Origin of the sequence: Streptomyces sp. NBC_00490, assembly GCF_036013645.1 — a bacterium.
GTDB lineage: Bacteria > Actinomycetota > Actinomycetes > Streptomycetales > Streptomycetaceae > Streptomyces > Streptomyces canus_F.
This window is the reverse complement of sequence record NZ_CP107869.1, coordinates 2728722-2753095: the sequence shown is the minus strand read 5'-3', so window position 1 is coordinate 2753095 and position 24374 is coordinate 2728722. Positions and strand designations below refer to the sequence as shown.

The 24374-nt window shown below is 71.7% G+C and carries 24 protein-coding genes; 18 read left to right on the top strand and 6 right to left on the bottom strand.

Annotated features, from left to right (window positions below):
* The first annotated feature begins 67 nt into the window (after positions 1-67).
* The 3 genes from OG381_RS12345 to OG381_RS12335 all read left to right on the top strand — a co-directional run bounded on the left by OG381_RS12345 (position 68) and on the right by OG381_RS12335 (position 1827).
* Positions 68-610, top strand: a complete 543-nt coding sequence (locus OG381_RS12345) for a sigma-70 family RNA polymerase sigma factor (protein WP_307032795.1) — start codon at positions 68-70, stop codon at positions 608-610.
* A complete protein-coding gene (locus tag OG381_RS12340) occupies positions 607-1431 on the top strand; it encodes an anti-sigma factor (RefSeq protein ID WP_327716149.1) in 825 nt (274 codons plus the stop codon). The genes OG381_RS12345 and OG381_RS12340 overlap by 4 nt, the downstream gene beginning before the upstream one ends.
* 126 nt (positions 1432-1557) lie before the next feature.
* Complete coding sequence (locus OG381_RS12335; protein WP_307032799.1) at positions 1558-1827, top strand: hypothetical protein; 270 nt, start codon at positions 1558-1560, stop codon at positions 1825-1827.
* 212 nt (positions 1828-2039) lie between these two features.
* Here OG381_RS12335 and OG381_RS12330 read toward each other — a convergent pair whose 3' ends face one another.
* The 3 genes from OG381_RS12330 to hmgA all read right to left on the bottom strand — a co-directional run bounded on the left by OG381_RS12330 (position 2040) and on the right by hmgA (position 5351).
* Positions 2040-3197, bottom strand: a complete 1158-nt coding sequence (locus OG381_RS12330) for a type ISP restriction/modification enzyme (RefSeq protein ID WP_327716148.1) — start codon at positions 3195-3197, stop codon at positions 2040-2042.
* A gap of 26 nt (positions 3198-3223) precedes the next feature.
* A complete protein-coding gene (locus OG381_RS12325) occupies positions 3224-3973 on the bottom strand; it encodes a GntR family transcriptional regulator (protein ID WP_327716147.1) in 750 nt (249 codons plus the stop codon).
* A 61-nt stretch (positions 3974-4034) separates the two neighbouring features.
* On the bottom strand, positions 4035-5351 hold the full coding sequence (gene hmgA / locus OG381_RS12320; RefSeq protein ID WP_327716146.1) for a homogentisate 1,2-dioxygenase: 1317 nt from the start codon (positions 5349-5351) through the stop codon (positions 4035-4037).
* A 169-nt stretch (positions 5352-5520) separates the two neighbouring features.
* On the opposite strand from hmgA, the gene OG381_RS12315 reads away from it, so the two are divergent.
* The 12 genes from OG381_RS12315 to OG381_RS12260 all read left to right on the top strand — a co-directional run bounded on the left by OG381_RS12315 (position 5521) and on the right by OG381_RS12260 (position 19713).
* Positions 5521-6117, top strand: coding sequence for a hypothetical protein (locus OG381_RS12315; RefSeq protein WP_327716145.1), 597 nt, complete (start codon positions 5521-5523; stop codon positions 6115-6117).
* Positions 6114-6731: a TetR/AcrR family transcriptional regulator gene (locus OG381_RS12310; protein ID WP_307032811.1), complete on the top strand. Its 618-nt coding sequence runs from the start codon at positions 6114-6116 to the stop codon at positions 6729-6731. Before OG381_RS12315 ends, OG381_RS12310 begins: the two co-directional genes overlap by 4 nt.
* A gap of 148 nt (positions 6732-6879) precedes the next feature.
* Positions 6880-9117 (top strand): molybdopterin oxidoreductase family protein, encoded by a 2238-nt coding sequence (locus OG381_RS12305; protein WP_327716144.1) that lies wholly within the window; start codon positions 6880-6882, stop codon positions 9115-9117.
* Positions 9118-9255: 138 nt separating this feature from the next.
* Positions 9256-10674: a CitMHS family transporter gene (locus tag OG381_RS12300; RefSeq protein ID WP_327716143.1), complete on the top strand. Its 1419-nt coding sequence runs from the start codon at positions 9256-9258 to the stop codon at positions 10672-10674.
* Between the two features lie 79 nt (positions 10675-10753).
* Positions 10754-11986 carry an MFS transporter gene (locus OG381_RS12295; RefSeq protein WP_327716142.1) on the top strand — a complete coding sequence of 411 codons (1233 nt, stop codon included), beginning with the start codon at positions 10754-10756 and terminating at the stop codon, positions 11984-11986.
* A 101-nt stretch (positions 11987-12087) separates the two neighbouring features.
* A complete protein-coding gene (locus OG381_RS12290) occupies positions 12088-12699 on the top strand; it encodes a hypothetical protein (RefSeq protein ID WP_327716141.1) in 612 nt (203 codons plus the stop codon).
* Positions 12689-13570: a class F sortase gene (locus tag OG381_RS12285; RefSeq protein WP_327716140.1), complete on the top strand. Its 882-nt coding sequence runs from the start codon at positions 12689-12691 to the stop codon at positions 13568-13570. The genes OG381_RS12290 and OG381_RS12285 overlap by 11 nt, the downstream gene beginning before the upstream one ends.
* 172 nt (positions 13571-13742) lie before the next feature.
* Entirely contained in the window at positions 13743-15083 is a 1341-nt protein-coding gene (locus OG381_RS12280; RefSeq protein ID WP_327716139.1) for an ABC transporter ATP-binding protein, read from the top strand.
* A gap of 110 nt (positions 15084-15193) precedes the next feature.
* Positions 15194-15637 (top strand): DUF3574 domain-containing protein, encoded by a 444-nt coding sequence (locus OG381_RS12275; protein ID WP_327716138.1) that lies wholly within the window; start codon positions 15194-15196, stop codon positions 15635-15637.
* Between the two features lie 107 nt (positions 15638-15744).
* Positions 15745-17133, top strand: coding sequence for an aldehyde dehydrogenase family protein (locus OG381_RS12270; RefSeq protein WP_327716137.1), 1389 nt, complete (start codon positions 15745-15747; stop codon positions 17131-17133).
* An 11-nt stretch (positions 17134-17144) separates the two neighbouring features.
* Entirely contained in the window at positions 17145-18224 is a 1080-nt protein-coding gene (locus OG381_RS12265) for a Zn-dependent alcohol dehydrogenase (protein WP_327716136.1), read from the top strand.
* Between the two features lie 166 nt (positions 18225-18390).
* Positions 18391-19713 (top strand): MFS transporter, encoded by a 1323-nt coding sequence (locus tag OG381_RS12260; protein ID WP_327716135.1) that lies wholly within the window; start codon positions 18391-18393, stop codon positions 19711-19713.
* On the opposite strand, the gene OG381_RS12255 is transcribed toward OG381_RS12260, so the two are convergent.
* The 3 genes from OG381_RS12255 to OG381_RS12245 all read right to left on the bottom strand — a co-directional run bounded on the left by OG381_RS12255 (position 19705) and on the right by OG381_RS12245 (position 22139).
* Positions 19705-20625, bottom strand: coding sequence for a DMT family transporter (locus OG381_RS12255; protein ID WP_327722447.1), 921 nt, complete (start codon positions 20623-20625; stop codon positions 19705-19707). The two genes, OG381_RS12260 and OG381_RS12255, sit on opposite strands and share 9 nt — an antisense overlap.
* A 115-nt stretch (positions 20626-20740) precedes the next feature.
* On the bottom strand, positions 20741-21463 hold the full coding sequence (locus OG381_RS12250) for an ArsR/SmtB family transcription factor (protein ID WP_327716134.1): 723 nt from the start codon (positions 21461-21463) through the stop codon (positions 20741-20743).
* Between the two features lie 34 nt (positions 21464-21497).
* On the bottom strand, positions 21498-22139 hold the full coding sequence (locus OG381_RS12245) for a TetR/AcrR family transcriptional regulator (RefSeq protein ID WP_327716133.1): 642 nt from the start codon (positions 22137-22139) through the stop codon (positions 21498-21500).
* Positions 22140-22217: 78 nt separating this feature from the next.
* Between OG381_RS12245 and OG381_RS12240 the strand changes: the two genes are divergently transcribed.
* The 3 genes from OG381_RS12240 (at position 22218) to OG381_RS12230 (ending at position 24372) form a co-directional block, all read left to right on the top strand.
* Entirely contained in the window at positions 22218-23369 is a 1152-nt protein-coding gene (locus OG381_RS12240) for an acyl-CoA dehydrogenase family protein (RefSeq protein WP_327722446.1), read from the top strand.
* A gap of 60 nt (positions 23370-23429) precedes the next feature.
* On the top strand, positions 23430-23675 hold the full coding sequence (locus OG381_RS12235) for a YiaA/YiaB family inner membrane protein (protein ID WP_327716132.1): 246 nt from the start codon (positions 23430-23432) through the stop codon (positions 23673-23675).
* Positions 23676-23745: 70 nt separating this feature from the next.
* The gene (locus OG381_RS12230; protein WP_327716131.1) at positions 23746-24372 is read left to right on the top strand and encodes a TetR/AcrR family transcriptional regulator; all 627 of its coding nucleotides are present in this window, start codon (positions 23746-23748) and stop codon (positions 24370-24372) included.
* The last annotated feature ends 2 nt before the right edge of the window (positions 24373-24374 follow it).

Genomic DNA, 24374 nt, shown 5'->3' with positions numbered 1-24374 from the left:
GGGTTCGTTGCGAATATCTCGGGGGGCCGGACGGCCCAGATGCGGTTTTGCGGGAGGGGGAGGCGACTTGGAGGCGGACGAGCTTCTGGTGCTCGTTGCGGGCGGGGACCAGAAGGCATTCGAGGAGCTGTACGGACTGGTGTCCGGGCCGGTGTTCGGGCTGGTGCGCCGGGTGGTGCGGGATCCGGCGCAGTCGGAGGAGGTGGCCCAGGAGGTGCTGCTCGAGATCTGGCGGTCCGCCGCGCGGTTCGACCCCGGCCGGGGCAGCGCCCTGTCCTGGGTCCTCACCCTCGCCCACCGCCGCGCCGTCGACCGGGTGCGCAGCGCCCGCGCCGCCGGCGAGCGCGAGCTGCGGGTGGCCCGGCGGGCGAACGGCCCCGCCTTCGACCACGTCACCGAGGAGGTCGAGGCCGGACTCGAGCGCGAGTGGGTGCGCCGCTGTCTGGAACGGCTCACCGAGCTCCAGCGCCAGTCCGTCACCCTCGCCTACTACGACGGCTACACGTACCGTGAAGTGGCCGAGCGGCTCTCGCTGCCCCTGGGCACGGTCAAGACCCGTATGCGCGACGGACTCACCCGGATGCGCGAGTGCATGGGAGGTGTGGCGTGAGCCTCCTCGACAAACTGCTCCGCCGCGACGACCCGCATTCCCTGGCCGCGCCCTACGCGCTCGACGCCCTGGAGCCCGCCGAGCGGGTCCGCTTCGAGAAGCACGTGAGGGGCTGTCCGGTCTGCGCCGCCGAGGTCCGCGCCCTGACCGAGGACGCCGTACGCCTCGCCTGGTCGATGGCCGTCCCGGCGCCGGCCGCGATGCGCGACCGGGTCCTGGCCGCCGTCCGCACCACCGCGCAGGAACCCGTGCGGGCGCAACCCCGGCGGGTGCACGAGCCACAGCTGCCGCCGCACGTCTGGGGCACACAGGCACCACCCGCGCGCACCCGTGCGCCCCGGGAGCGCCGCCCCCTGTTCGTGCCGTTCGCCACCGCCACGGCCGCCGCGGCCCTCGTGGTCGCCTCCCTGTTCGCCGTTCAGGCGAACGACACCCGGGACCAGCTGAACGCCGAGCGGGTTCGGTCGAGTGAGATCGCCCACGTTCTCGCAGCTCCCGACGCCCGGGCGAGCACCGGCAAGGACGCGCGGGGCCGCAGTATCGGAGTGGTGGCGTCCGCATCGGAGGGGAAGGCGGTGGTCACCCTCAGCGGATACGACGACATCCCGGCCGACAGCGTGAACCAGTTGTGGCTCATGCGCCCCGGCGCGCAACCGCGCTCCCTCGGGCTCTTCGCTGCCGACACGCCCTTGGTCACGTCCGGTCTCGACAAGTCCGCCACGTCACTGGCTGTAACCGTCGAACCTGACGGGGGGTCGGCGCAGCCCACTACCCAGCCGGTTGTCCAACTCGCCCTGAAATCGGTTGGATTCGGAGAGTAACCGCAGAGGGGTCGTCAACGCCCTTACGGGGAAGGTGAATCCTGTGACCGCGATACACGAGTGCCCCCAGGGGGCGATAGGGTTACCCTGCCCGGGCCGGGTGGACTCGTACGGGTGGGGAGTGACATGGAACAGATAACAGTGCGCAGCAGGGCGAGGGTCCCTGCGATCACCTGCGGGAGCAGCGCGACCAGTTCGCGGCTCGACCGCCATCTCTCGGTGCTGGGCGGCCCTGTCGTCCCGCAGCGCGAGGCGGCCGAGGCGACGTCACTGATGCGTGAGCTGACCGCCCGTGAGCCCGCGCAAGGTCGCAGCGACAGGGGTGCGCGCGTCCGTCGCGTCTCGCTCTTCGCTCCGCTGCGTCGACTGCGCCGGTCGCTGTTCGGCGGGCGCTAGCCCGCACGCTCAGGCGTTCTCGACCCGCGCCCGGCCGGCCGTACCGCCCCGGCGCCCTGCCGCGACCCCGTCGTCCGTCATCCCCACGGCACGCGGCAGCGCCAGGTACGTCCATCGGGCGCGGGTACACCCTCCACCCCACCCCGCTCGAACCCACCGGCAGAGCCCGTCAGTCGGGCTCGCGAACGCTCCCACGTCACGCCCCGGGTGGGCTACAGCAGCCCCAACTGGCCTTCCGGGCCCTCCTCGTGATGGTCCAGCACCGAGGCCGGTCTGCGTGCTGTCTCCGGTACCGGGAACACCCCCGCCTTGCGCAGGTCCGTCGCCGTGATCCGTGCCGTCACCGTCAACTCGGCCTGCCGCCGGGTCACTTCCGCGGTCAGCGCCAGGATCGTGATCAGTTCCAGCAGCTCCGACGTCCAGGTCTGGGGCCAGGTCGCCGGGCGGATCGCCGACAGGGTGCCGGGCTCCGGCTCCGCCGTCCTCGCCGTGAACCACTCCTCCAGGACACGTACGCCGTTGACCTCGAAGTCCCAGGCCTCCGGGGGCACGGGGGAGATGCGGCCCTCGTCGAGGTGCAGGGTCTCCTCGTCGCGGTCGTAGTGGAGGCCGAGCGGGCGGGACGGCAGCGGGGCGCGGACGTAGGGGCGGCGGCCGCCGGGGAGCTTGGGACGGTCGCCGTCGCGGCGCATGAGCCACAGGAGACGGTGGCCCAGTTCGGTGCCGAGCGCCCAGAGCTCGGGGTCGTCGGTGAGGGGGACGGCGAGGTCCGGACGTACGGCCGTCAGGGTCCAGGCGAGGACGTCCGACGGCGTCACGGAGCGTCCCAGCCGTTCGCCCAGGTACTCCGGCAGACCCGGTGTCAGGTTGGGCTCCACCCCGCCAGGCCGCCGGTACAGGGGGCGGACGCGGCCGGGGCGGAGCAGTGGGAGCAGGGGCGTGGCGACCAGCACGGGGCCGGGGCCGCCTGCGGTCTCCGCGACGAAGACCTGGTGCTCGTCCGCCACCCGCCACAACTCGGGCCGGGCCGTGTCGATCAGCCGGTGGTCGGGGATCAGCCAGTGCTCGTCGAAGGGGGCGTGCAGGACGCGTACCGGCTCGGCGCAGGGCCCGGCCGCGCGGGCAAGCTTCTCCGTGCCGGCCGTCCGCCCCGGCAGCTGCCCCACCGCGGAGCGCAGGGTGCGCGAGCGCGTCGGCTCGAACAGGGCCTCCCTGTCCGGGCCCTCGGCCTTCAGCAGGGCGTCCCAGCGGGCTTTCAGGGATGCCGGGTCGGGGCCCGTCGGCCACCCCCGGCCGAGCCGCGGCGGTGCGACGGACCACGGCATGAGGTCCGCGAGCAGCGGAGCGTCGTCGTGCGTCACGCTGGGCATCGTACGACTTGGCGATGACACACGGGTCAGTTGGCTTCCAGGGTCACCGTGAAGGAGAAGCGGTCGCCGCGGTAGTGGATCACCGCCACGTCCAGCACCCGTCCCTCCCCGTCGTACGTCACGCCTGTGTAGTGCAGGATCGGGCTCAGCAGCGGCACTTGGAGCAGCCGAGCCGTCTCCGGGTCCGCGAGACGCGCCTCCACCGTGTCCGTGATGCGGCTGATGTCCGCCCCGACGACATCCCGCAGCACCTTGGTCATCGGCCAGCGGACCAGGTCGTGCAGGTCGACGCGCGCGCCGAGTTCGGGGCGGATCCAGTTGCGGGCGTGATTGGTCGGCTCGCCCGTCTTCTCGTCGCCCCGCAGGCGGTGGTACGTCGCCACCTCGCCCAGGTCCGGGAAATACTCGGCGAGTTCGGGTGGAACGGGACCCCGGCCGTGGTCGAGCAGTTCTGTGACCATGCCCGACTGCTGGGCCACGATCGCGTCCACCGAGCCGAGCAGCCGGACCGGGGCGCCGCGCAGCGCATCCGGCTCGATGAACGTGCCGCGCCTGCGATGGCGCGAGATCAGCCCCTCGTCCTCCAGCTCCTTCAGCGCCTGCCGCATGGTCAGCACGCTCACCCCGTAATGGCCCGCCAGCTGCTCCTCGGTGGGCAGCCGCAGCGGATCCTGGGGCGAGCGGCCGAGTATCGAGGCACGCAGTGACTGCGAGACCTGGTACCAGAGCGGCAGCTTGCGGTTCAGGACGATCGAGTCCGGCGCGAAGGAGGTCACGGGGCTATCCGTACCGGTCGCCGACGATCAGTGCAACGGCGCGCCCCGTAGGCGAACGAGGTCATGAAACCGTGCGGAAGTGGCGTTCCAGCCCCTTCCACACGTCGTCGTAGTGCCGTTGCAGATGATCCGCCTGGGCCGCGTGCGCGGTCAGCGTCACCGGCCAGCGCGTCTCGAACATGAACGCGAGCCCGTCGTCGACCTTCTGGGGCTGGAGATCCGCCGCACTCGCCCGGTCGAAGGTCTCCCGGTCCGGACCGTGCGCCGACATCATGTTGTGCAGCGAGCCGCCACCGGGCACGAAGCCCTCGGCCTTCGCGTCGTAGGCGCCCTCGATCAGGCCCATGTACTCGCTCATCACGTTCCGGTGGAAGTACGGCGGCCGGAACGTGTCCTCGCCGACCAGCCAGCGCGGCGCGAAGACGACGAAGTCCACGCCGGCCAGCCCCGGGGTGTCCGACGGGGACGTCAGCACCGTGAAGATCGACGGGTCGGGGTGGTCGTAGGAGATCGACCCGATGACATTGAAGCGGCGCAGGTCGTAGACGTACGGCACGTGGTTGCCGTGCCAGGCGACCACGTCGAGCGGGGAGTGGTCGTAGACGGCCGTCCAGAGGTTGCCGCAGAACTTGTTGACCACCTCGACCGGGCCGTCGACATCCTCGTAGGCGGCCACGGGGGCTTTGAAGTCACGGGCGTTGGCGAGGCCGTTGGCGCCGATCGGGCCGAGGTCGGGCAGCTGGAAGGGGGCGCCGTAGTTCTCGCACACGTAGCCGCGGGCGGAGGCGTCGAGGAGCTCCACGCGGAAGCGGACGCCGCGCGGGATCAGGGCCACATGGCCGGGCTCGGCGTGCAGCAGGCCGAACTCGGTGCGCAGCAGCAGGCCGCCCTGTTCGGGGACGATCAGCAGCTCGCCGTCGGCGTCGCTGAAGACGCGGTCCATGGAGTCGGTGGCGTGATAGAGGTGCACGGCCATGCCGGTGCGCTGGGTGGTGTCGCCGTTGCCGCCCAGGGTCCACAGGCCGGCCAGGAAGTCGGTCCCCTCCCTCGGCTCCGGCAGGGGGTTCCAGCGCAGCCGGTTCGGGTCGGGCACGGACTCGGTGAAGGGGGCCGAGCGGATCCAGCCGTTGTGGGTGTGGGCGAACGCCGGGTGGGCGGCCGAGGGGCGGATCCGGTACAGCCAGGAGCGGCGGTTGTGGGCCCGGGGCTCGGTGAACGCCGTGCCGCTGAGCTGCTCCGCGTAGAGACCGAGGGGTGCGCGCTGTGGTGCGTTGCGACCCTCCGGCAGTGCCCCGGGGACGGCCTCCGAGCTGTGCTCGTTGCCGAAACCGGAGAGGTAGGTCAGCCCCTCCGCGGTCTTCCGCGCTTCCCCGCTCATGATCGCTCCCTTGCGACTCTGATTCCTATGTATCACCGTAGGATTGCGGTTTCGTGGGCGCAAGAGGGCCGTGGGGGGTGCTTTCGGCGGTGGGCCTCCTCATCAGGGAGGAGGAGAACCAGACTCAAGGGGGATTCGGCTTTCGGAGCGTTGTTCTAGTCTCCCGGGCATGTCGTGGACGCGGACGCTGCCGGCCGCGCTCGCGGTCTGTGTCCTTCTGTGGGCCGGAACCGCGAGCTGCGGTTCCGATCATGCGCGGGAACAGGAGAACAGCGCGGTGTCGCCGTCGCCGGTGGGCAAGGTCCTCGACGACACCGACGAGGACGGGCGTCACTACCGCGAGGTGGACGACGAGAACGCGCCCGAGGTGGACATCGAGGTGCTGCCGGACGACGACGACAGCTGGGACGTGCACCTGAGCGTGGAGAACTTCCGCTTCTCCCCGCCCGGCACGAAGCCGAAGGCGGTCAAGGGCCGCGGCCTGGTGTACCTCTTCGTGGACGGCACCCTCGTCTCCCGGCTGCGCACCCCCGAGTGCCACATCCCCGCCGACCTCGTCCCCCGCGGCACGCACACCGTCACCGCACGGCTGCACGCCGACGACGGCACCGTGTGGGTCGTCGACGGCGAACCCGTCGAGAGCGCGGCCGACATCACGGCGTCGGGCACCGAGGCCACCGCGGGACCGTCCGCACTGAGTGCACCGGCCGACCGTCTTCGTACCGGGGGGCGAGGTTCACCGGACCGCGGCGGACAGGCATCATGACGTCCGTGCCCGACGCGACATCGCTACGCAGAGCGCCCGTGCAGCGGCGCAGTGCCGAACGGCTGACCAGGATCCTCGACGCCTGCGCCGACCTCCTCGACGAGGTCGGCTACGACGACCTGAGCACCCGGGCCGTCGCCCAGCGCGCGGGCGTCCCCATCGGCTCCGTCTACCGCTTCTTCGGCAACAAGCGGCAGATGGCCGACGCCCTCGCCCAGCGCAACCTCGAACGGTTCACCGCCCGTGTCACCGAGCGCCTCAAGGAGGCCACGGGCGGCGGCTGGCGAGCCGCGATGGACGCGGTCCTCGACGAGTACCTCGCCATGAAACGCACCGCCCCCGGCTTCTCCCTCGTCGACTTCGGCAACCAGATCCCGGTCGGCGCCCGCCACGCCGAACCGAACCACCGCGTCGCCGACCGCCTCACCGACCTCCTCTCCGGATACATCGACCGCGAGCCGGACGAGGACCTGCGGCGCACCTTCCTGATCGCCGTGGAAACGGCCGACACCCTCGTCCACCTGGCCTTCCGGGTGGCTCCGGAGGGGGACGAGCGGGTCATCGCGGAGGCCCGGGAGATGCTGCGGGCGTATTTGGCGCGGGTGCTGGACTGAACGGCACCGCAACGGCGTGATCCTCTTCGGCTGACCGCCGCCGCACGACAGCTCGCCGTTTTCCGACCTCACCCCCGCACCCCCTCCCCTCCATGCCTACCGGTCGGTATCCTCGCCGGAACAGGCACCGTCGCCCCCAGGAGGACCCGTGTCCCGCACCGCCCTGCGTATCTGCCCCCTGTGCGAGGCCACCTGCGGCCTGACGCTCACCATCGAGGGGACCCGGGTCACCGGCGCCCGCGGTGACCGCGACGATGTCTTCAGCAAGGGGTTCATCTGCCCCAAGGGCGCGTCCTTCGGTGCCGTCGACGGTGACCCCGACCGGCTGCGCACCCCGCTCGTACGCGAGGACGGCGAGCTGCGCGAGGCCAGCTGGGAGGAGGCGTTCGACGCGGTGGCCGCGGGGCTGCGGCCGATCGTCGAGCGGTACGGGCCGAACGCCGTGGGCGCCGTCCTCGGCAACCCCAACGTCCACACCATGGCCGGCGCCCTCTACCCGCCCGTCCTGCTCGCCGGCCTCGGCACCCGCAGCGTCTTCACCGCCTCCACGGTCGACCAGATGCCCAAGCACGTCTCCAGCGGGCTGCTCTTCGGAGACGCCAACGCGATCCCCGTGCCGGACCTGGACCACACCGACCATCTGCTGCTGATCGGCGCCAACCCCCTGGAGTCCAACGGCAGTCTGTGCACCGCCCCCGACTTCCCCGGCAAGCTCAAGGCGCTCAAGGCCCGCGGCGGCACCCTCACCGTCATCGACCCCCGCCGTACCCGCACGGCCAAGCTCGCCGACCGTCACCTCGCGATCCGCCCCGGTACGGACGCGCTGCTGCTGGCGGCGATGGCGTACGTGCTGTTCGAGGAAGACCTCGTGGACACCGGGGAGCTGGCCCCGCACCTCCTGGGCCTCGACGAACTCCCGCGGGAACTGGAGGACTTCACCCCCGAGGCCGTCGCCGGAGCCTGTGACATCGACGCCGGCACCATCCGCACCCTGGCCCGCGAACTCGCCGCCGCCCCCACCGCCGCCGTCTACGCCCGCATCGGCAGCTGCACCGTCCCGCACGGCACCCTCGCCAGCTGGCTGGTCGACGTACTGAACATCCTCACCGGCAACCTCGACCGCCCCGGCGGCGCGCTCTTCCCGCAGGCCGCCACCGACCGGACGCCCCGGCCCGCCGGACCGAGCCACGGCTTCGCGCTCGGCCGCTGGCACTCCCGAGTGAGCCGGCACCCCGAGGCGAAGGGCGAGCTGCCGATCTCCGCGCTCGCCGAGGAGATCGACACCGCGACCGAGGAGGGCGAGCCGATCCGGGCGCTCATCGCCGTGGCCGCCAACCCCGTGCTGTCCGTGCCCGACGGCGACCGGCTCGACAAGGCGCTCGACTCGCTCGACTTCATGGTCAGCGTCGACCCCTATCTCAACGAGACCTCGCGCCACGCCGACGTCGTCCTGCCGCCGCCCCCGCCCTCCCAGAGCCCGCACCACGACTTCGCCTTCAACACCCTCGCCGTCCGCAACCAGGTCCGCTACAACCGCCCCGCGGTCCCCCTGGAGCCCGGCCGGATGGCGGAGACCGAGATCCTGGCCCGGCTGGTCCTCGCCGCGACCGGTATGCACGGCGCCGACCCGTCGGCCGTCGACGACCTGGTCATCGGGCAGACCCTCGGCAAGGCGGTCAAGGAGTCGTGGTCCCCGGTGCACGGCCGCGACCCGAAGGAACTCGCCGCACAGCTCACCGGAGTCAGCGGCCCCGAGCGACGGCTCGACATGATGCTGCGCCTCGGCCCGTACGGCGACGGGTTCGGCGTACGGCCGGACGGGCTGACCCTGGAGCGGCTGCTGGCGCATCCGCACGGCATCGACCTCGGACCGCTCGCGTCGCGGCTGCCGCAGCCGCTGAAGACGCGCAGCGGCAAGGTCGAGCTGCTGGCCCAGCCGATCGTCGACGATCTGCCGCGGCTGCGGCAGGCCCTCGCCGAGCGTCCCGAGGGGCTCGTCCTCGTCGGGCGCCGGCATCTGCGCTCCAACAACAGCTGGATGCACAACGTCCCCGCCCTCACCGGCGGCACCAACCGCTGCACCCTGCACATCCACCCCGAGGACGCCGGGCGGCTCGGCGTGGCGGACGGGGCGGCCGTACGCGTGAAGGGGGCCGGGGGAGAGGTGATCGCCCCGGCCGAGGTCACCGACAGCGTGCGCCCGGGCGTGGTGAGCCTGCCGCACGGCTGGGGGCACGACCGGCCCGGCACCCGGCTCACCCACGCCCTGAAGGAGCCCGGCGTCAACGTCAACCAGCTCCTCGACGGCAGCCTGCTCGACCCCCTGTCGGGCAACGCCGTCCTCAACGGCGTACCCGTAAATGTGGCCACCGTCGCGGCCCTGTGAGCAGCGCAAAGCTGTGACCAGCAGTTTTGCGCTTATTGCTCGCATGTCAACGTCTTGTTAACGCCGCTTGACGGGTCCTAACGTCAACGCACTGCCGACTCCGGTGGGAGTTCAAGGGCGAACGTTAGGTATCCACTCATGCTGACCATCCTCGGCTTCGGAATGATCGCGACCTTCCTGGTCCTGATCATGATGAAGAAGATGTCGCCGATCGCGGCGCTCGTGCTGATCCCGGCACTGTTCTGTGTCTTCGTAGGGAAGGGCGCCCACCTCGGTGACTACGTCATCGACGGCGTCACCAGCCTCGCCCCCACCGCGGCGATGCTCATGTTCGCGATCGTCTACTTCGGTGTGATGATCGATGTCGGTCTCTTCGACCCGATCGTGCGGGGGATCCTGAAGTTCGCCAAGGCCGACCCGATGCGGATCGTGGTCGGTACGGCGATCCTCGCGGCGATCGTCTCGCTCGACGGCGACGGCTCGACCACCTTCATGATCACGGTCTCGGCGATGTACCCGCTGTACAAGCGCCTGAAGATGAGCCTGGTCGTGATGACCGGTGTGGCCGCCATGGCCAACGGCGTCATGAACACCCTGCCGTGGGGCGGCCCGACCGCCCGCGCCGCCACCGCGCTCAAGCTCGACGCCAGCGACATCTTCGTCCCGATGATCCCGGCCCTGCTCGTCGGCCTGCTGGGTGTCTTCGTCCTCTCGTACTTCCTGGGTCTGCGGGAGCGCAAGCGGCTGGGCGTGCTGACGCTGGGCGAGATCCTGGTGGAGGAGAAGGTCGAGGAGAAGGAGGCCGAGACGGTTCTCGTGGGCGCCGGTTCCGGCTCCGGCGCGTCCGGCACCGAGAAGGTCACCGGCGGCTCCGGCTCCGGCACCGACGCCGAGGATGACGACGACGAGGAGCGCTTCACGGTCCTCGACCCGAACCGCGCCACCCTGCGTCCCAAGCTCTACTGGTTCAACGCGCTGGTCACCGTCACCCTGCTCACCTCCATGATCATGGAGTGGCTGCCGATCCCGGTGCTGTTCATCCTCGGTGCCGCGCTCGTGCTCACCGTGAACTTCCCGCACATCCCCGACCAGAAGGCCCGGCTCGCCGCCCACGCCGACAACGTCCTGAACGTCTCCGGCATGGTCTTCGCCGCCGCCGTCTTCACGGGCGTCCTCCAGGGCACCGGCATGGTCGACCACATGGCCCGCTGGATGGTCGACGTCATCCCCGAGGGCATGGGCCCGCACATGGCCCTCGTCACCGGTCTGCTGAGCCTCCCGCTCACCTACTTCATGTCGAACGACGGCTTCTACTTCGGTGTCCTTCCGGTCCTCGCCGAGGCCGGCGCCGCGCACGGGGTCTCGCCGCTGGAGATGGCCCGCGCCTCCCTCGTCGGCCAGCCGCTGCACATGTCGAGCCCGCTCGTCCCGGCCGTCTACGTCCTCGTCGGCATGGCGAAGGTCGAGTTCGGCGACCACACCAGGTTCGTGGTGAAGTGGGCCGCGCTGACCTGCCTGCTCATCCTGGCGGCGGGGATCGTGTTCGGCATCATCTGACCCGGTTCACGGGGGACTTGGACCCGAGGACGTGCAACAGGGGCCCCGGCACAGGGGGCTTGAAACGGAGGACGTGAACATGGCGCCCGGTGGGAACCGCGGCTGGCTGCTCCGCCTCGTCATCGCCTTCAGCTTCGCGCAGGGGGCGGTGTCGATGGCCCGGCCCGCCGTCTCCTACCGGGCGCTGGCGTTGGGCGCGGACGAGCGGGCGATCGGTGTGATCGCGGGGGTCTACGCCCTGCTCCCGCTGTTCGCCGCGGTCCCCCTGGGGCGCCGTACCGACCACGGCCGGTGCGCGCCCCTGCTGCCGGCCGGCGTGGTCCTGATATCCGGCGGCTGTGCGCTGAGCGGTATCGCGAACTCCCTGTGGGCGATGGCCGTCTGGAGCGGAGTGATGGGCCTCGGCCACCTCTGCTTCGTGATCGGCGCCCAGTCCCTCGTCGCCCGCCAGTCCGCGCCGCACGAACAGGACCGCAACTTCGGCCACTTCACCATCGGCGCCTCCCTCGGCCAACTCGTCGGCCCCGTCGCGGCGGGCGCGCTGATCGGCGGCCCGGACATGGCGGGCACGAGCGCGCTCGCGCTGATCGTGGCGGGGGCCGGTGGCGCGGTCGCGCTCACCTCGCTGTGGCGCATAGAGCAACGCGACACGGCGGCCAAGTCCCGTACGGGACACGGTGATCGCGTCCCCGTCCAGCGCATCCTCCGGGCCCGGGGCGTGCCCGCCGGCATCTTCGTCAGCCTCGCCGTGCTGTCCGCGACCGACATCCTCACCGCCTACCTCCCGGTGGTCGGCGAACACCGCGGTATCGCGCCCTCCGTCATCGGTCTGCTGCTGAGCCTCCGCGCGGCGGCCACGATCGCCTGTCGGCTGGTGCTGACCCCGCTGCTGCGACTGCTGGGCCGCGCGCTCCTGCTCACCGTCACCTGCCTGCTGGCGGCCCTGCTGTGCGCGGGGATCGCCCTGCCGGTGCCGGTGCGGGCGCTCGCCGTGATGCTCGCCGCGCTCGGCTTCTGCCTCGGTGTCGGACAGCCGCTGTCCATGACGACGGTCGTCCAGGCGGCCCCCGACGGCGCCCGCTCCACGGCCCTCGCGCTCCGGCTGACCGGCAACCGCCTGGGCCAGGTCGCCGCCCCCGCCACGGCGGGCCTGGTGGCGGGCGTGGCGGGCGTGGCGGCACCGTTCGTGATGCTGGGCGTGCTCCTGCTGCTCTCCTCGGGCGTGGCGCTGCGCTCACCGGCGAGGCCGGCCGCGGAGCCTGTCGCGCCCTCCCGGCCGGGGGTCGCCTTGGGCCGGACGAGCGATGACTGACGAGTCGTAGGGCGAGCTTCCGCCCACTGGCGAGCGGGATGTGAAAGAGAGTCAGGTGAAGCGTGATTTGTACGACAATCACCTGACTCGGAGGACTTCGTATGCCCACCACGTCTCTCGCCCGCCGAGCCGGAGCGCGCACCGCCGCGCTCGCGGCACTCACCGTCGCGCTCGGCCCGCTGTCCGGGATGGCCACGGCGGGTGCCGTGCCACTGGCGCCCGGGGACAACGGCACCGTCAAGATCCACACGGCGCCCTACGACAGCGTGCAGCGCACGCCGTACGGCGACCCGCGGGACGAGCCGAAGGTCTGCAAGTTCTACATCGACGCCGCCAACTTCGACCCGGGCCAGGCGATCACCTGGAACATCGTGACCCAGCCCCCCGTCACCAACGGTGCCACGCTCTCCGGTGAGCTCGCGCTCCCGACGGGCGCCGGGCACACGCTGGACTACACGCTGCCCGACGGGCAGTACAAGCTCACCTGGAACATCACCGGTGGGTCGGGTGCGGGCAAGCACAAGGTGTTCAAGGTCGACTGCGTCACCCCGCCCGGTGGCACGGGCGGTCCGCACGGCGGCCCGCCCGCCGGTGGCGGCGGCATCGCGCGCGACCAGGCGTTCGCCCCGGTCGCCGGCGCCGCGGCCGTAGGTGTGGCCGCGGCCGGCGGGGTGGTGTGGTTCCGGCTCCGCCGTCGCCCGCATGGCGCGTAGTCGTCGACGCAGGCCCTGGTACCGGACGCGCGCCTACCGCCTGGCGAGAACGGTCGTGATGACCGTCTCGCTGGTGGCGGGCGGCGTCTGGTGGACCCAGGGCGAGGAGTCGGGCGGGGCGGTCGAGGCCGCCCCGCCCGGCCCCCCGGCGGCAGCGCCCGCCACGGTCCGGACCGACGCCCGCGGGGCCGCGCAACGGCGTCCGCTCGGCACCGGGGTGTCGGTCCCGCGAAGTCCGGACGTACCGCGGCGAGCCCAGGACCCGGCCTCGCGTCGCCCGGACGCACCGCCGCGCACCGCGGAGCCGGCCCCGCGCCGCCCCGCCGTGCCGCGGCGGCCCCCGCCGAAGGCCGCACCGCCCTCGGCACCCGCACCGCGGCCCGCCCTGCCGCGCTCCCGCGCGACCCGTCTCGCCATCGACTTCCTCGATGTCGACGCCCCTGTCATGAACCTGCGGCTCGACCGCGAACGGCGGCTGCCCGCACCTCCCGACGACGACGCGAACCGGGTCGGCTGGTACGAGGCCGGCCCGTCCCCCGGACAGCAGGGCACCGCCGTCGCCGTGGGCCACCTCGACACCGACACCGGACCGGCCGTCTTCGCCGGCCTCGGTGAACTGCGGCGCGGCCGCCTGATCGAGGTGACGCGCGCCGACGGACGGGTCGCCGTGTACGCCGTCGACGCCATCAAGACGTACGAGAAGGACCGGTTCCCCAACCGCGAGGTGTACGGCAACCGGGGCCGCCCCGAACTGCGGCTGATCACCTGCGGCGGCAACTACGACCGCAGGACCGGCTACTCGGGCAACGTGGTCGTCTTCGCCCACCTCGTCGAGGTCCGCAAGCCGCCCGCGGTCGCCGCCCGGCGCTGAATGCGAGCGTCCGTTTTCTCACTTGCTGGACGGCACCGTCCGATCCTGCCCGTTCTCTTCCCCCCGGCGCGCACATTCCGTTAACTTCCGTGACCCACGAGCCCCGTTCGACCCGGGCGGGGCATCCGACCACCGAGCATCAGCGCTCAGCCGGCCCTCGGGGACACCTGCCATGACACGCGCCATCTCGTTGCACGACGTGAGCAAGAGCTACACCCGGGGTGCCCGGGTGGTGGACCGGATGTCACTGGACATCGAGCCCGGCGAATTCCTCGTCCTGCTCGGACCCTCCGGCTGCGGCAAGTCCACCGTGCTGAGGATGATCGCGGGCCTCGAGGAGATCGACGAGGGCCACCTGCTGCTGGACGGCGAGTTCGCCAACGACCTGCCGCCGTCCGGCCGGAACATGGCGATGGTCTTCCAGAACTTCGCCCTGTACCCGAGCATGACCAGCCGCGACAACATCGGCTTCCCGCTGCGTTTCGAAGCCCCCGGCGCCGACCCGCGTCCCCGCGTGGACGCCACCGCCCGCATGCTGGGCATCGAGGAGCTCCTGGACCGCTTCCCCGCCCAGCTCTCCGGCGGTGAACGCCAGCGCGTCGCCATGGGCCGGGCCATCGCCCGCCATCCCTCCGTGTTCCTGATGGACGAGCCGCTGTCCAACCTCGACGCGAAACTCCGCAACCATCTGCGCGCCGAGATATCCGCGCTCACCCGCCAGTTGGGCGTCACCACGATCTACGTCACCCACGACCAGTCCGAGGCCATGTCCCTCGGCGACCGGGTCGCCGTCATGCGCGGCGGCGTCCTGCAACAGGTCGGCACCCCGCGCTCGGTGTACGCGCTGCCCCGCAACGTCTTCGTCGCCGCCTTCATCGGCACCCCGCGCATCAACCTCCTGCGCGGCCTGGTGCGCGCCCCGCTCGGCGGCGCGATGACCATCAGCCTCGGCAAGCAGTTCCTGCGGCTGCCCGAACCGCTCTCCCTGGACCACCAGTTGCTCCGGGTGCAGCAGGGCCGGGAGGTCATCGTGGGCCTGCGCTCGGAGGCGGTCCGGATCGCCAAGCCGTCCGCCGCGCGGCCCGGCGAGGTGGCGCTCACCGGTCTCGTGGAGCACGTGGAGTTCCAGGGGCACGAGGTCCTCGTCCACTTCAACACCGGCTCCAGCCCCGCCGTCGTGCCGGACCTGGAGGCTCCGCGCCCCGTCGCCCGCCCCACCCGGCGCCGCCGCCGCGAGGGCGGCGCCCGCGTCCTGGACCGGCTCAGGGAACGCACGGGCGCCCTGCGGGCCGGTCCGGTGGTCGTCCTCGACGAGCCGAGGGACAGCGCCCCCGTGACACCTCCGGACGGCCGCCTCCCCGGCGACCTGATCGTCCGCACCACCCCCGACATCGACTTCCGCCACGGCATGCAGGTCCCCCTGCTCGTCGACCTCGCCCACCTGTTCGTCTTCGACCAGCACGGCGAACGCGTCTGCCCGGCCCCGGCACGGCTGCCGGACCTGGAGGAGTGAGCGGAAAAGAGCGCGGTGCCGTCGTCCGTTCCGCCGGACAGGCCCCGAGTCCCGCCCCACCCGGCGCGGCTCCCAGGTCCCGAGGAGCGAGGCCCGCTAGGCATGAGCACATGAACGCGCACTTCACCCGGCCCCGGGCCGTCCTCACCGCCGTCGGTCTGCTGCTCGCCGTCGGCGCTCCCACCGCGTACGCCACCCTCGACGACGGGACACCGCGGCGCGGGGAGCCGTACATCGAGACCTCGCTCCTCTTCGGCACCGAGCGGCCCGAGGGCGGCCCGGCGGTCACCGACAAGCAGTTCATGGGCTTCGTCGACAAGGAGGTCACGCCCGACTTCCCGGACGGCCTCACGGTGCAGACCGGCCGCGGGCAGTGGCGGGACGCCGGCGGGACGATCGAGAGGGAGCGGTCGTACGAGCTGACCTTGCTCTACCCGGTCGCTCGGGCGGGGGCCAGCGACCGGAAGATCGAGGAGATCCGGCGGGCGTACGAGAAGGCTTTCGGCCAGGAGTCCGTGGGGAGGGTGGACGACAGGGCCCGGGTCGACTTCTGATGGCATGCGTCACGTACCGGGGCGTCTGGCGCGTGAAAACTATCGCCGCTAGTTTATGAGGCGGACTGAGCCGGACGACGACACGGCCCCGCCGGGAGGAAAGCACCATGAAGGCACACGACGGCATGTACATCGACGGCGAGTGGCGGCCCGCCGCCGGCCGGGACGCGATCGAGGTCGTGAACCCGGTCGACGAGCAGGTGATCGGCCGGGTCCCGGCCGGTACCGCCGAGGACGTCGACACCGCCGTACGGGCCGCCCGTGCCGCCCTCCCGGCCTGGGCCGCGACGGCACCGGCCGAGCGGGCCGCCCGGCTGGCCGCCCTCCGGGACGTCCTGGTGGCCCGCAAGGACGAGATCGCCGAGACGGTCACCGCCGAGCTGGGCTCGCCCCTGAAGTTCTCCGAGAACGTCCACGCCGCCGTTCCCCTCGCGGTCGCGGCCTCGTACGCCGAGCTGGCGGCGACCTACGCCTTCGAGGAGCAGGTCGGCAACTCGATCGTCCGCCAGGAGCCGATCGGCGTGGTGGGCGCGATCACGCCCTGGAACTACCCGCTGCACCAGATCGTCGCCAAGGTCGCCCCCGCTCTGGCGGCCGGTTGCACGGTCGTCCTGAAGCCCGCCGAGGACACCCCGCTCGTCGCCCAGCTCTTCGCCGAGGCGGTCCACGAGGCCGGCGTACCGGCGGGCGTCTTCAACCTCGTCACCGGCCTCGGCCCGGTCGCGGGACAGGCCCTCGCCGAGCACCCGGACGTCGACCTGGTCTCCTTCACCGGCTCCACGGCCGTCGGCAGGCAGATCGGCGCGACGGCCGGTGCCGCGATCAAGAAGGTCGCCCTGGAACTCGGCGGCAAGTCCGCCAACGTGATCCTGCCGAGCGCCGACCTCGCCAAGGCGGTCAACGTCGGCGTCGCCAACGTGATGTCCAACTCCGGCCAGACGTGCAGCGCCTGGACGCGGATGCTCGTCCACCGGGAGCAGTACGAGGAGGCGGTCGAACTCGCCGCCACCGCCGCCGCCAAGTACGGCGACCGTATCGGCCCGGTCGTCAACGCCAAGCAGCAGGCCCGCGTGCGGGGTTACATCGAGAAGGGCGTCGCCGAGGGCGCGCGCCTCGTCGCGGGTGGCCCCGAATCCCCGCGCGAGCAGGGCTGCTTCGTGGCGCCCACGGTCTTCGCCGACGTCACGCCCGACATGACGATCGCGCAGGAGGAGATCTTCGGCCCGGTCCTGTCGATCCTGCGCTACGAGGACGAGGAGGACGCCCTGCGCATCGCCAACGGCACGGTGTACGGCCTCGCGGGCGCCGTCTGGGCCGGTGAGGAGGCGGAGGCGGTGGCCTTCGCGCGCCGGATGGACACCGGCCAGGTCGACATCAACGGCGGCCGCTTCAACCCCCTTGCCCCGTTCGGCGGTTACAAGCAGTCCGGCGTCGGGCGCGAGCTCGGCTCGCACGGTCTCGCCGAGTATCTCCAGACCAAGTCCCTGCAGTTCTGAGGAGCCTTCACGTGGTTCGCGCAGCAGTCCTTCCCGCCGTGGGCGCTCCCCTGGAGGTCACCGACATCGAGCTCCCGGACCCCGGCCCCGGCCAGGTCCGCGTCCGCCTCGCCGCCGCCGGCGTCTGCCACTCCGACCTGTCCCTGTCCAACGGCACGATGCGGGTACCGGTCCCGGCCGTGCTCGGGCACGAGGGCGCGGGCACGGTGGTCTCCGTCGGCGAGGGCGTCACGGGCGTCGCTCCCGGCGCCGACGTCATCCTCAACTGGGCCCCTTCCTGCGGCAGTTGCCATGCCTGCTCGCTCGGCGAGGTCTGGCTGTGCGCCAACGCCCTCAACGGCGCGGCGGACGTCTACGCCCGCACCGCCGACGGCACCGACCTCCACCCCGGCCTGAACGTCGCCGCGTTCGCCGAGGAGACGGTCGTCCCGGCCTCCTGCGTCCTGCCGCTCCCCGCGGGCATCCCCCTCACCGACGCCGCCCTCCTGGGCTGCGCGGTCCTCACCGGCTACGGCGCCGTCCACCACTCGGCACGGGTCCGCGAGGGCGAGACGGTCGCGGTGTACGGCGTCGGGGGAGTGGGCCTCGCCGCTCTCCAGGCGGCCCGGATCGCGGGCGCCGCGAAGATCGTCGCGGTCGACGTCTCCCCGGCGAAGGAGGAACTGGCCCGCGAGGCCGGCGCCACCGACTACGTCGTCGCCTCCGAGAACACTGCCCGCGAGATCCGCGGCCTGACCGGCAAGCAGGGCGTCGACGTCGCCGTCGAGTGCGTCGGCCGCGCGACGACGATCCGCACCGCCTGGGACTCCACCCGCCGAGGCGGCCGTACGACGGTCGTCGGCATCGGCGGCAAGGACCAGCAGGTCACCTTCAACGCCCTGGAGATCTTCCACTGGGGCCGCACCCTCTCCGGCTGCGTCTACGGCAACTCGAACCCGGCGGAGGACCTCCCGGTGCTCGCCGAGCACGTCCGCGCGGGCCGTCTGGACCTGGGCTCGCTGGTGACGGAGCGGATCGCCCTGGACGGCATCCCGGCGGCCTTCGAGAACATGCTCGCGGGCAAGGGCGGCAGGGCGCTGGTCGTCTTCTAGAGCGCCGTGCACCGGCCCCGACCTCATGGGAGGCCGGGGCCGGTGGCATGCCCACGGGCCCCATGAGTGCTCCGGGCAACCTTCCGGCACAACCATTGCCTCCATACCGTCCGGTTAGTATGTTCGCCGCCAACGTCCCCACCGCACCCATCGGAGTGTGCACCGCATGGACATGGCCCCCTCCGCTCAGCCCATCACCCCGACCGCCCTCCCCACGGTCAACCGCCGCCGCGTCGCCACGGCCGCCGCGCTCGCCTCAGCCGTCGAGTGGTACGACTACTTCGTCTTCGGCATCGCGGCCGCCCTCGTCCTCGGCGACCTGTACTTCCCGGCGGGCAGCTCCACCGCCGGAGTCCTCGCCTCCTTCGCGACCTTCGCCGTCGGCTTCCTCGCCCGCCCGATCGGCGGCATCGTCGCCGGCCACCTCGGCGACAAGCGCGGCCGCAAGCCGATGCTGGTCCTCGCGCTCACCCTCATGGGCCTGGCGACCACCGGCATCGGCCTGCTGCCGACGTACGAGACGATCGGCGTCGCCGCGCCAATCCTCCTCGTGACCCTCCGCGTCCTCCAGGGCATCGCTGTCGGCGCGCAGTGGGGCGGCGCGATGCTGCTGGCCACCGAGTACGCCCCCGAGGGCAAGCGCGGCATCTACGGCAGCGTCGTCCAACTCGGCGTCCCCATCGGCGTCGTGACCGCCAACACCGTCTTCCTGCTGGCCGGTGCCTTCACCACGGACACCCAGTTCGCCGCCTGGGGCTGGCGCGTGCCCTTCCTCATCGGCCTGTTCGTGCTCGGCCTCGCCTGGTACATCCACGCCAAGGTCGAGGAGACCCCCGAATTCCGGGACGCGGAGAAGGCGTTGGCCGAGCAGGAGAAGTCGCAGCAGGGCTCCCCGCTGCGCACCATCCTGCGCGACCACCTCGGCACGGTCTTCCTGGCCGGCGGCTCCTTCGCCGTGAACACCGCGACCTTCTACATCCTCATCACCGGCGTCCTCGACTACACGACCCGCGAACTGGACATGAAGAAGAGCGCGGTCCTCACCGTCTCCCTCTGCGTCAGCCTCACCCAGCTCGTCCTGATCCCGGCGGCCGCGGCGCTCTCCGACCGGTACGGCCGCATCCGGATCTACACGCTCGGAGCCGTGGGCATCGCCCTGTGGGCGATACCGCTCTTCCTCCTGATCGACACCGGCTCGCTGCTGTGGCTGGCGGTCGGCACGTTCGTCGCCAGCTGCTTCCTCAGCATCATGTACGGCCCTCAGGCCGCCCTGTTCGCCGAGTTGTTCACGCCGGAGATGCGCTACACCGGTGCCTCCCTCGGCTACCAGATAGCGGCCGTCTGCGGCGGCGGCCTCGCGCCGTTCCTGATGGTGCTGCTGCTGGAGACGACGGGCACGTCGATGTCGGTGGCCGCCTACATCATCGCGCTCTCGGTGATCGCCCTGCTCTCCATCAAGGTCCTTGCGGACCGGGCGCGTTCACGCTGATCCGGTGGCCTTCGCGGGCCGTGGCCCGGCGGCCGCGGCCCGCGAACGCGAACGGGAGACCGCGACACCCGCGAGACACAGCACCCCGCCCGCCAGGGTGAGCAGCCCCGGCACCTCGCCGAGCGCCAGCCAGGACATCAGCACGACGAGCGCCGGCACGGCGTAGGTGGTGGCCCCCATACGCCCGGCCGTGGTGCGGGCCAGCGCGTAGGCCCAGGTCGTAAACGCGAGGGCGGTCGGGAAGACGCCCAGATAGACCATGTTGAGGGTCGCCGACACGGGCGCGTCAGCCGCCTCGTGGACCAGCTGCCCCGCGAACGGCAGACAGACCACGGCCCCGACGAGACAGCCGTACGTGGTCACCTGGAGCGCGCTCGCCGCACCGAGAGCGGAATTCTGCGCCACGACCCCGCCGGCATACGTGACCGCGGCGAGTAGACACAGTGCGACGCCGAGCACCGACGACTTTCCCTCACCCGACATGGACAGCCCCACCGCGACCGCTCCCGCGAACGACACGGCCATCCCCGCGAGCAGCCTCGGCGGCAGCGCGTCGCCGAGTATCCGTGCGCCGAGCAGCGCGATGAGGATGGGGCCGATGTTCACGACGAGAGCGGCGGTCCCGGCGTCCACCTGCTGCTCGCCCCAGTTCAGGGCGACCATGTAGAAGCCGAACCAGAGGATGCCGGAGACCAGGATGCCGGGCCACGCGGCCCGCGGGGGCGGCCCTTCTCGTCGTACGAGACAGATGGCGCCCAGCGTCACGACTCCCGCGAGGAGCCGTCCCAGCGCCAGCGCGCCCGGCGAGTACTCGGCTCCGGCGCTCCGGATGGAGACGAAGGCGGAGGCCCACAGGACGACGGTGACGGTCGCTGCGCCGGCTGCGAGGAGGTCGGGACGGCGGGGGTTCATCATGCTCCTGAGGTTAGGAAGGGTTTCGAACAAGAGCTCGCGGCTTTCGGACGGTGTGTATCCGCAGGTGTGTGTGGGGGCTGGTCGCGCAGTTCCCCGCGCCCCTTCAGGGCGCTCAGCGCAACGTCCTTGACTCGATGCCCAGCAACTCGCCCAGGGCCCTCTCACCCGCCCCCGTCACCTTCACCGCCCTCTCGGAGCCGATCCGGACACACCAACCCGCGTCCAGCGCGTGCCGGCAGAACGCCGCGCCCGCGATCCCCGCCAGATGAGGCCGCCGTTCCGTCCAGTCGAGGCAAGCCCGGGCCAGCGGCCGACGGCCCTTGCGGTCGAGGGCGATGCCGGCGTCGCCGAACCACTTCAACCCGGCCTCCGTCAGCGCGAACCCCATGTCCTGGCGCAGCAGTTCACGGGAGGTCATCGCGTCCGTCACCGCGATCCCGAGCCGCCCCGCGAGGTGGTCGTAGCACGTGCGCCCCCGCGCCATCGCCGACCCGGCGCTCGACTCCCGCAGGTTCCGCGGCCGTACGACGGAACCCGGCGCCACATGGGAGGCGAGCTCCTCGACCAGCTGGGCCACCCGCGCGTCCGCGAGCCGCACATAGCGGTGCCGCCCTTGCCGTTCCTCGGTTAGCAGCCCGCCGGCCACCATCTTGCCCAGGTGCTCGCTCAGGGTCGACGCGGCGACCCCCGCGTGCCGCGCCAGCTCACTCGCGGTCCAGGCCCGGCCGTCGAGCAGCGCCAGCAGACAGGAGGCCCGTGTCTCGTCGGCGACGAGTGAGGCGAGCCGGGCCAGTTCCGCCGCCTGGGGATCTCTGGAGGTCATGTCTTCCAGCATGGGCCCCGGACACTTCGGCGCCCACCGAAGCGTGTTACCCGGCCCGCCTGACCTGCTCGTACTGCTGGACCAGCCCGTCGAGCAGTGCCGTGAGCCCGGTCTCGAAGGCCCGCTCGTCGATCTTCTCCTGCTGCTCGGCCAGCAGATGGGCCTGCCCGAGATGCGGGTAGTCGGCGGGGTCGTAGGCGCTCTGGTCGTCGACGAAACCGCCGGCGAACGAACCCAGCGCGGAGCCCATGATGAAGTACCGCATCAGCGCGCCGATGGACGTGGCCTGTGCGGGCGGCCATCCGGCGTCGACCATCGCGCCGTACACCGCGTCCGCGAGCCGCAGGCCGGCGGGCCGGCGCCCGGGTCCCTGGGCCAGTACCGGGACGATGTTCGGGTGGTCCCGCAGGGCGGCTCGGTAGGACACGGCCCAGTCGTGCAGGGCGGTCCGCCACTCCCGTCCGTCCTCGAACATCGACAGGTCGACCTGTGAGCTGACCGAGTCGGCGACCGCTTCGAGGATCTCGTCCTTGGTGCGGAAGTGGTTGTAGAGCGAGGGCCCGCTGACTCCCAGCTCCGCGGCGAGCCGGCGTGTGGAGACGGCCGCGAGGCCCTCCGCGTCCACGAGCGCGCGTGCCGTCTCGACGATCCGGTCGGTGCTGAGGAGGGGCTTGCGCGGTCGGGCCATGGCGCACATAGTAGGGCTGCGACAAGAAACTAGCAGTGCTAATTTAAAGGTACGGCTTTCAAGTGAGGTGATCTCGTGGTGTACCTGGGGCTCAGCGAGGAGCAGGAGGCCGTACGGCAGCTCGCCCGGGACTTCGTGGACCGTGAGATCGCCCCGCACGTCATCGCCTGGGACCGTGCCGAGGAGGTGGACCGGTCGATCGTGAAGAAGCTGGGCGAGGTCGGTTTCCTGGGTCTGACGATCGACGAGGAGTACGGCGGCTCGGGCGGCGACCACCTCGCGTACTGCCTGGTCACGGAGGAGCTGGGGCGCGGCGACTCGTCGGTCCGCGGCATCGTGTCGGTCTCCCTCGGTCTGGTCGCCAAGACGATCGCCGCCTGGGGGAGCGAGGACCAGAAGCGCCAGTGGCTCCCCGGCCTCACCTCCGGGGCGTACGTCGGCTGCTTCGGTCTCACCGAACCGGGCACGGGCTCGGACGCGGGCAACCTCGCCACCCGCGCCGTGCGCGACGGCGACGACTACGTCATCAACGGCACGAAGATGTTCATCACCAACGGCACCTGGGCGGACGTCGTCCTCCTCTTCGCCCGCTCCACGGACGCCCCCGGCCACAAGGGCGTCTCCGCCTTCCTGGTCCCCACCGACACCCCCGGACTGACCCGGCGCACCATCCACGGCAAGCTCGGGCTGCGCGGCCAGGCGACGGCCGAACTGGTCCTGGAGGACGTACGGGTCCCCGCGACCGCGATGCTCGCCCCTGAGGGCAAGGGGTTCTCGGTCGCCATGTCGGCGCTCGCCAAGGGCCGGATGTCGGTCGCCGCGGGCTGCGTGGGCCTGGCGCAGGCGGCCCTGGACGCGGCGGTGAAGTACGCCGGCGAACGCGAACAGTTCGGCAAGACGATCGCCCACCACCAGCTGGTCCAGGAACTGATCAGCGACATCGCCGTGGACGTCGACGCGGCCCGCCTGCTGACCTGGCGGGTCGCCGACCTGATCGACCGGGGCGAGCCCTTCACCACCGAGTCCTCCAAGGCCAAACTGTTCGCCTCGGAAGCCGCGGTCCGGGCCGCCAACAACGCCCTCCAGGTCTTCGGCGGCTACGGCTACATCGACGAGTACCCGGCGGGCAAACTGCTCCGCGACGCCCGCGTGATGACCCTCTACGAGGGCACCAGCCAGATCCAGAAACTGGTCATCGGCCGCGCGCTGACCGGAGTCTCGGCCTTCTGAGTACGGGACCTGAGTATCCCGACGGATGTGATCCGCCTCCCGCCCGCCCACACTCGACCCATGAGTGACACATCGGGCAAGCCCCAGAACACCGCCGCCTTCTACGGCCAGGCCGTCGCGTCCTTCGCCGTCGCCATGGCCGCCACGGCGATGGGCATCTTCAAGCTGAACGCCGACGCCTGGGTGCGGGCCTTCCTCGCGATCGCCGTCCTGTACCTGGTCACCTCCGCCTTCACCCTGGCCAAGGTCATCCGGGACCGGCAGGACGCCCAGAGCCGCGTATACAGCCCGTTCGAAAAGCTCTGAGCGGCCAGGCTAAGCGCTCGCTCAGCTTCGGCGGTATGGTGGTGCCTCTGTCAGTGGAGAGGGGCAAGCGATGGGTACGGCGGAGGACACGGCCGGCGGCGAGACGCAGGCGTGGGGCGAGGTCACGCCCGACGCGGCACGGAGGCTGCTGGTCGCCGCGGTGGAGGCCTTCGCCGAGCGCGGGTACCACGCCACGACGACCCGGGACATCGCGGGCCGCGCGGGCATGAGCCCGGCAGCCCTCTACATCCACTACAAGACCAAGGAGGAGCTGCTCCACCGCATCAGCAGGATCGGCCACGCGAAGGCCCTGGAGATCCTGCGGACCGCGGCCCGCCGCGAGGGCACCGCGACCGAACGTCTCGCGGACGCGGTCGGCTCCTTCGTCCGCTGGCACGCGGGCGGCCGCACCACGGCCCGGGTCGTCCAGTACGAACTGGACTCCCTCGGCCCGGACGCCCGCGCCGAGATCCTCGCCCTGCGCCGTCAGTGCGACGCCGAGGTGCGCGGCATCATCGAGGACGGCGTGACCTCCGGCGAGTTCGACGTCCTGGACGTCAAGGGCACCACCCTCGCCGTCCTGTCCCTCTGCATCGACGTGGCCCGCTGGTTCACCGTCGACGGTCCCATGACGCCCGACGAGGTCGGCGCGCTCTACGCCGACCTCGTGCTGCGGATGGTGGGAGTGACCAAGTAGCC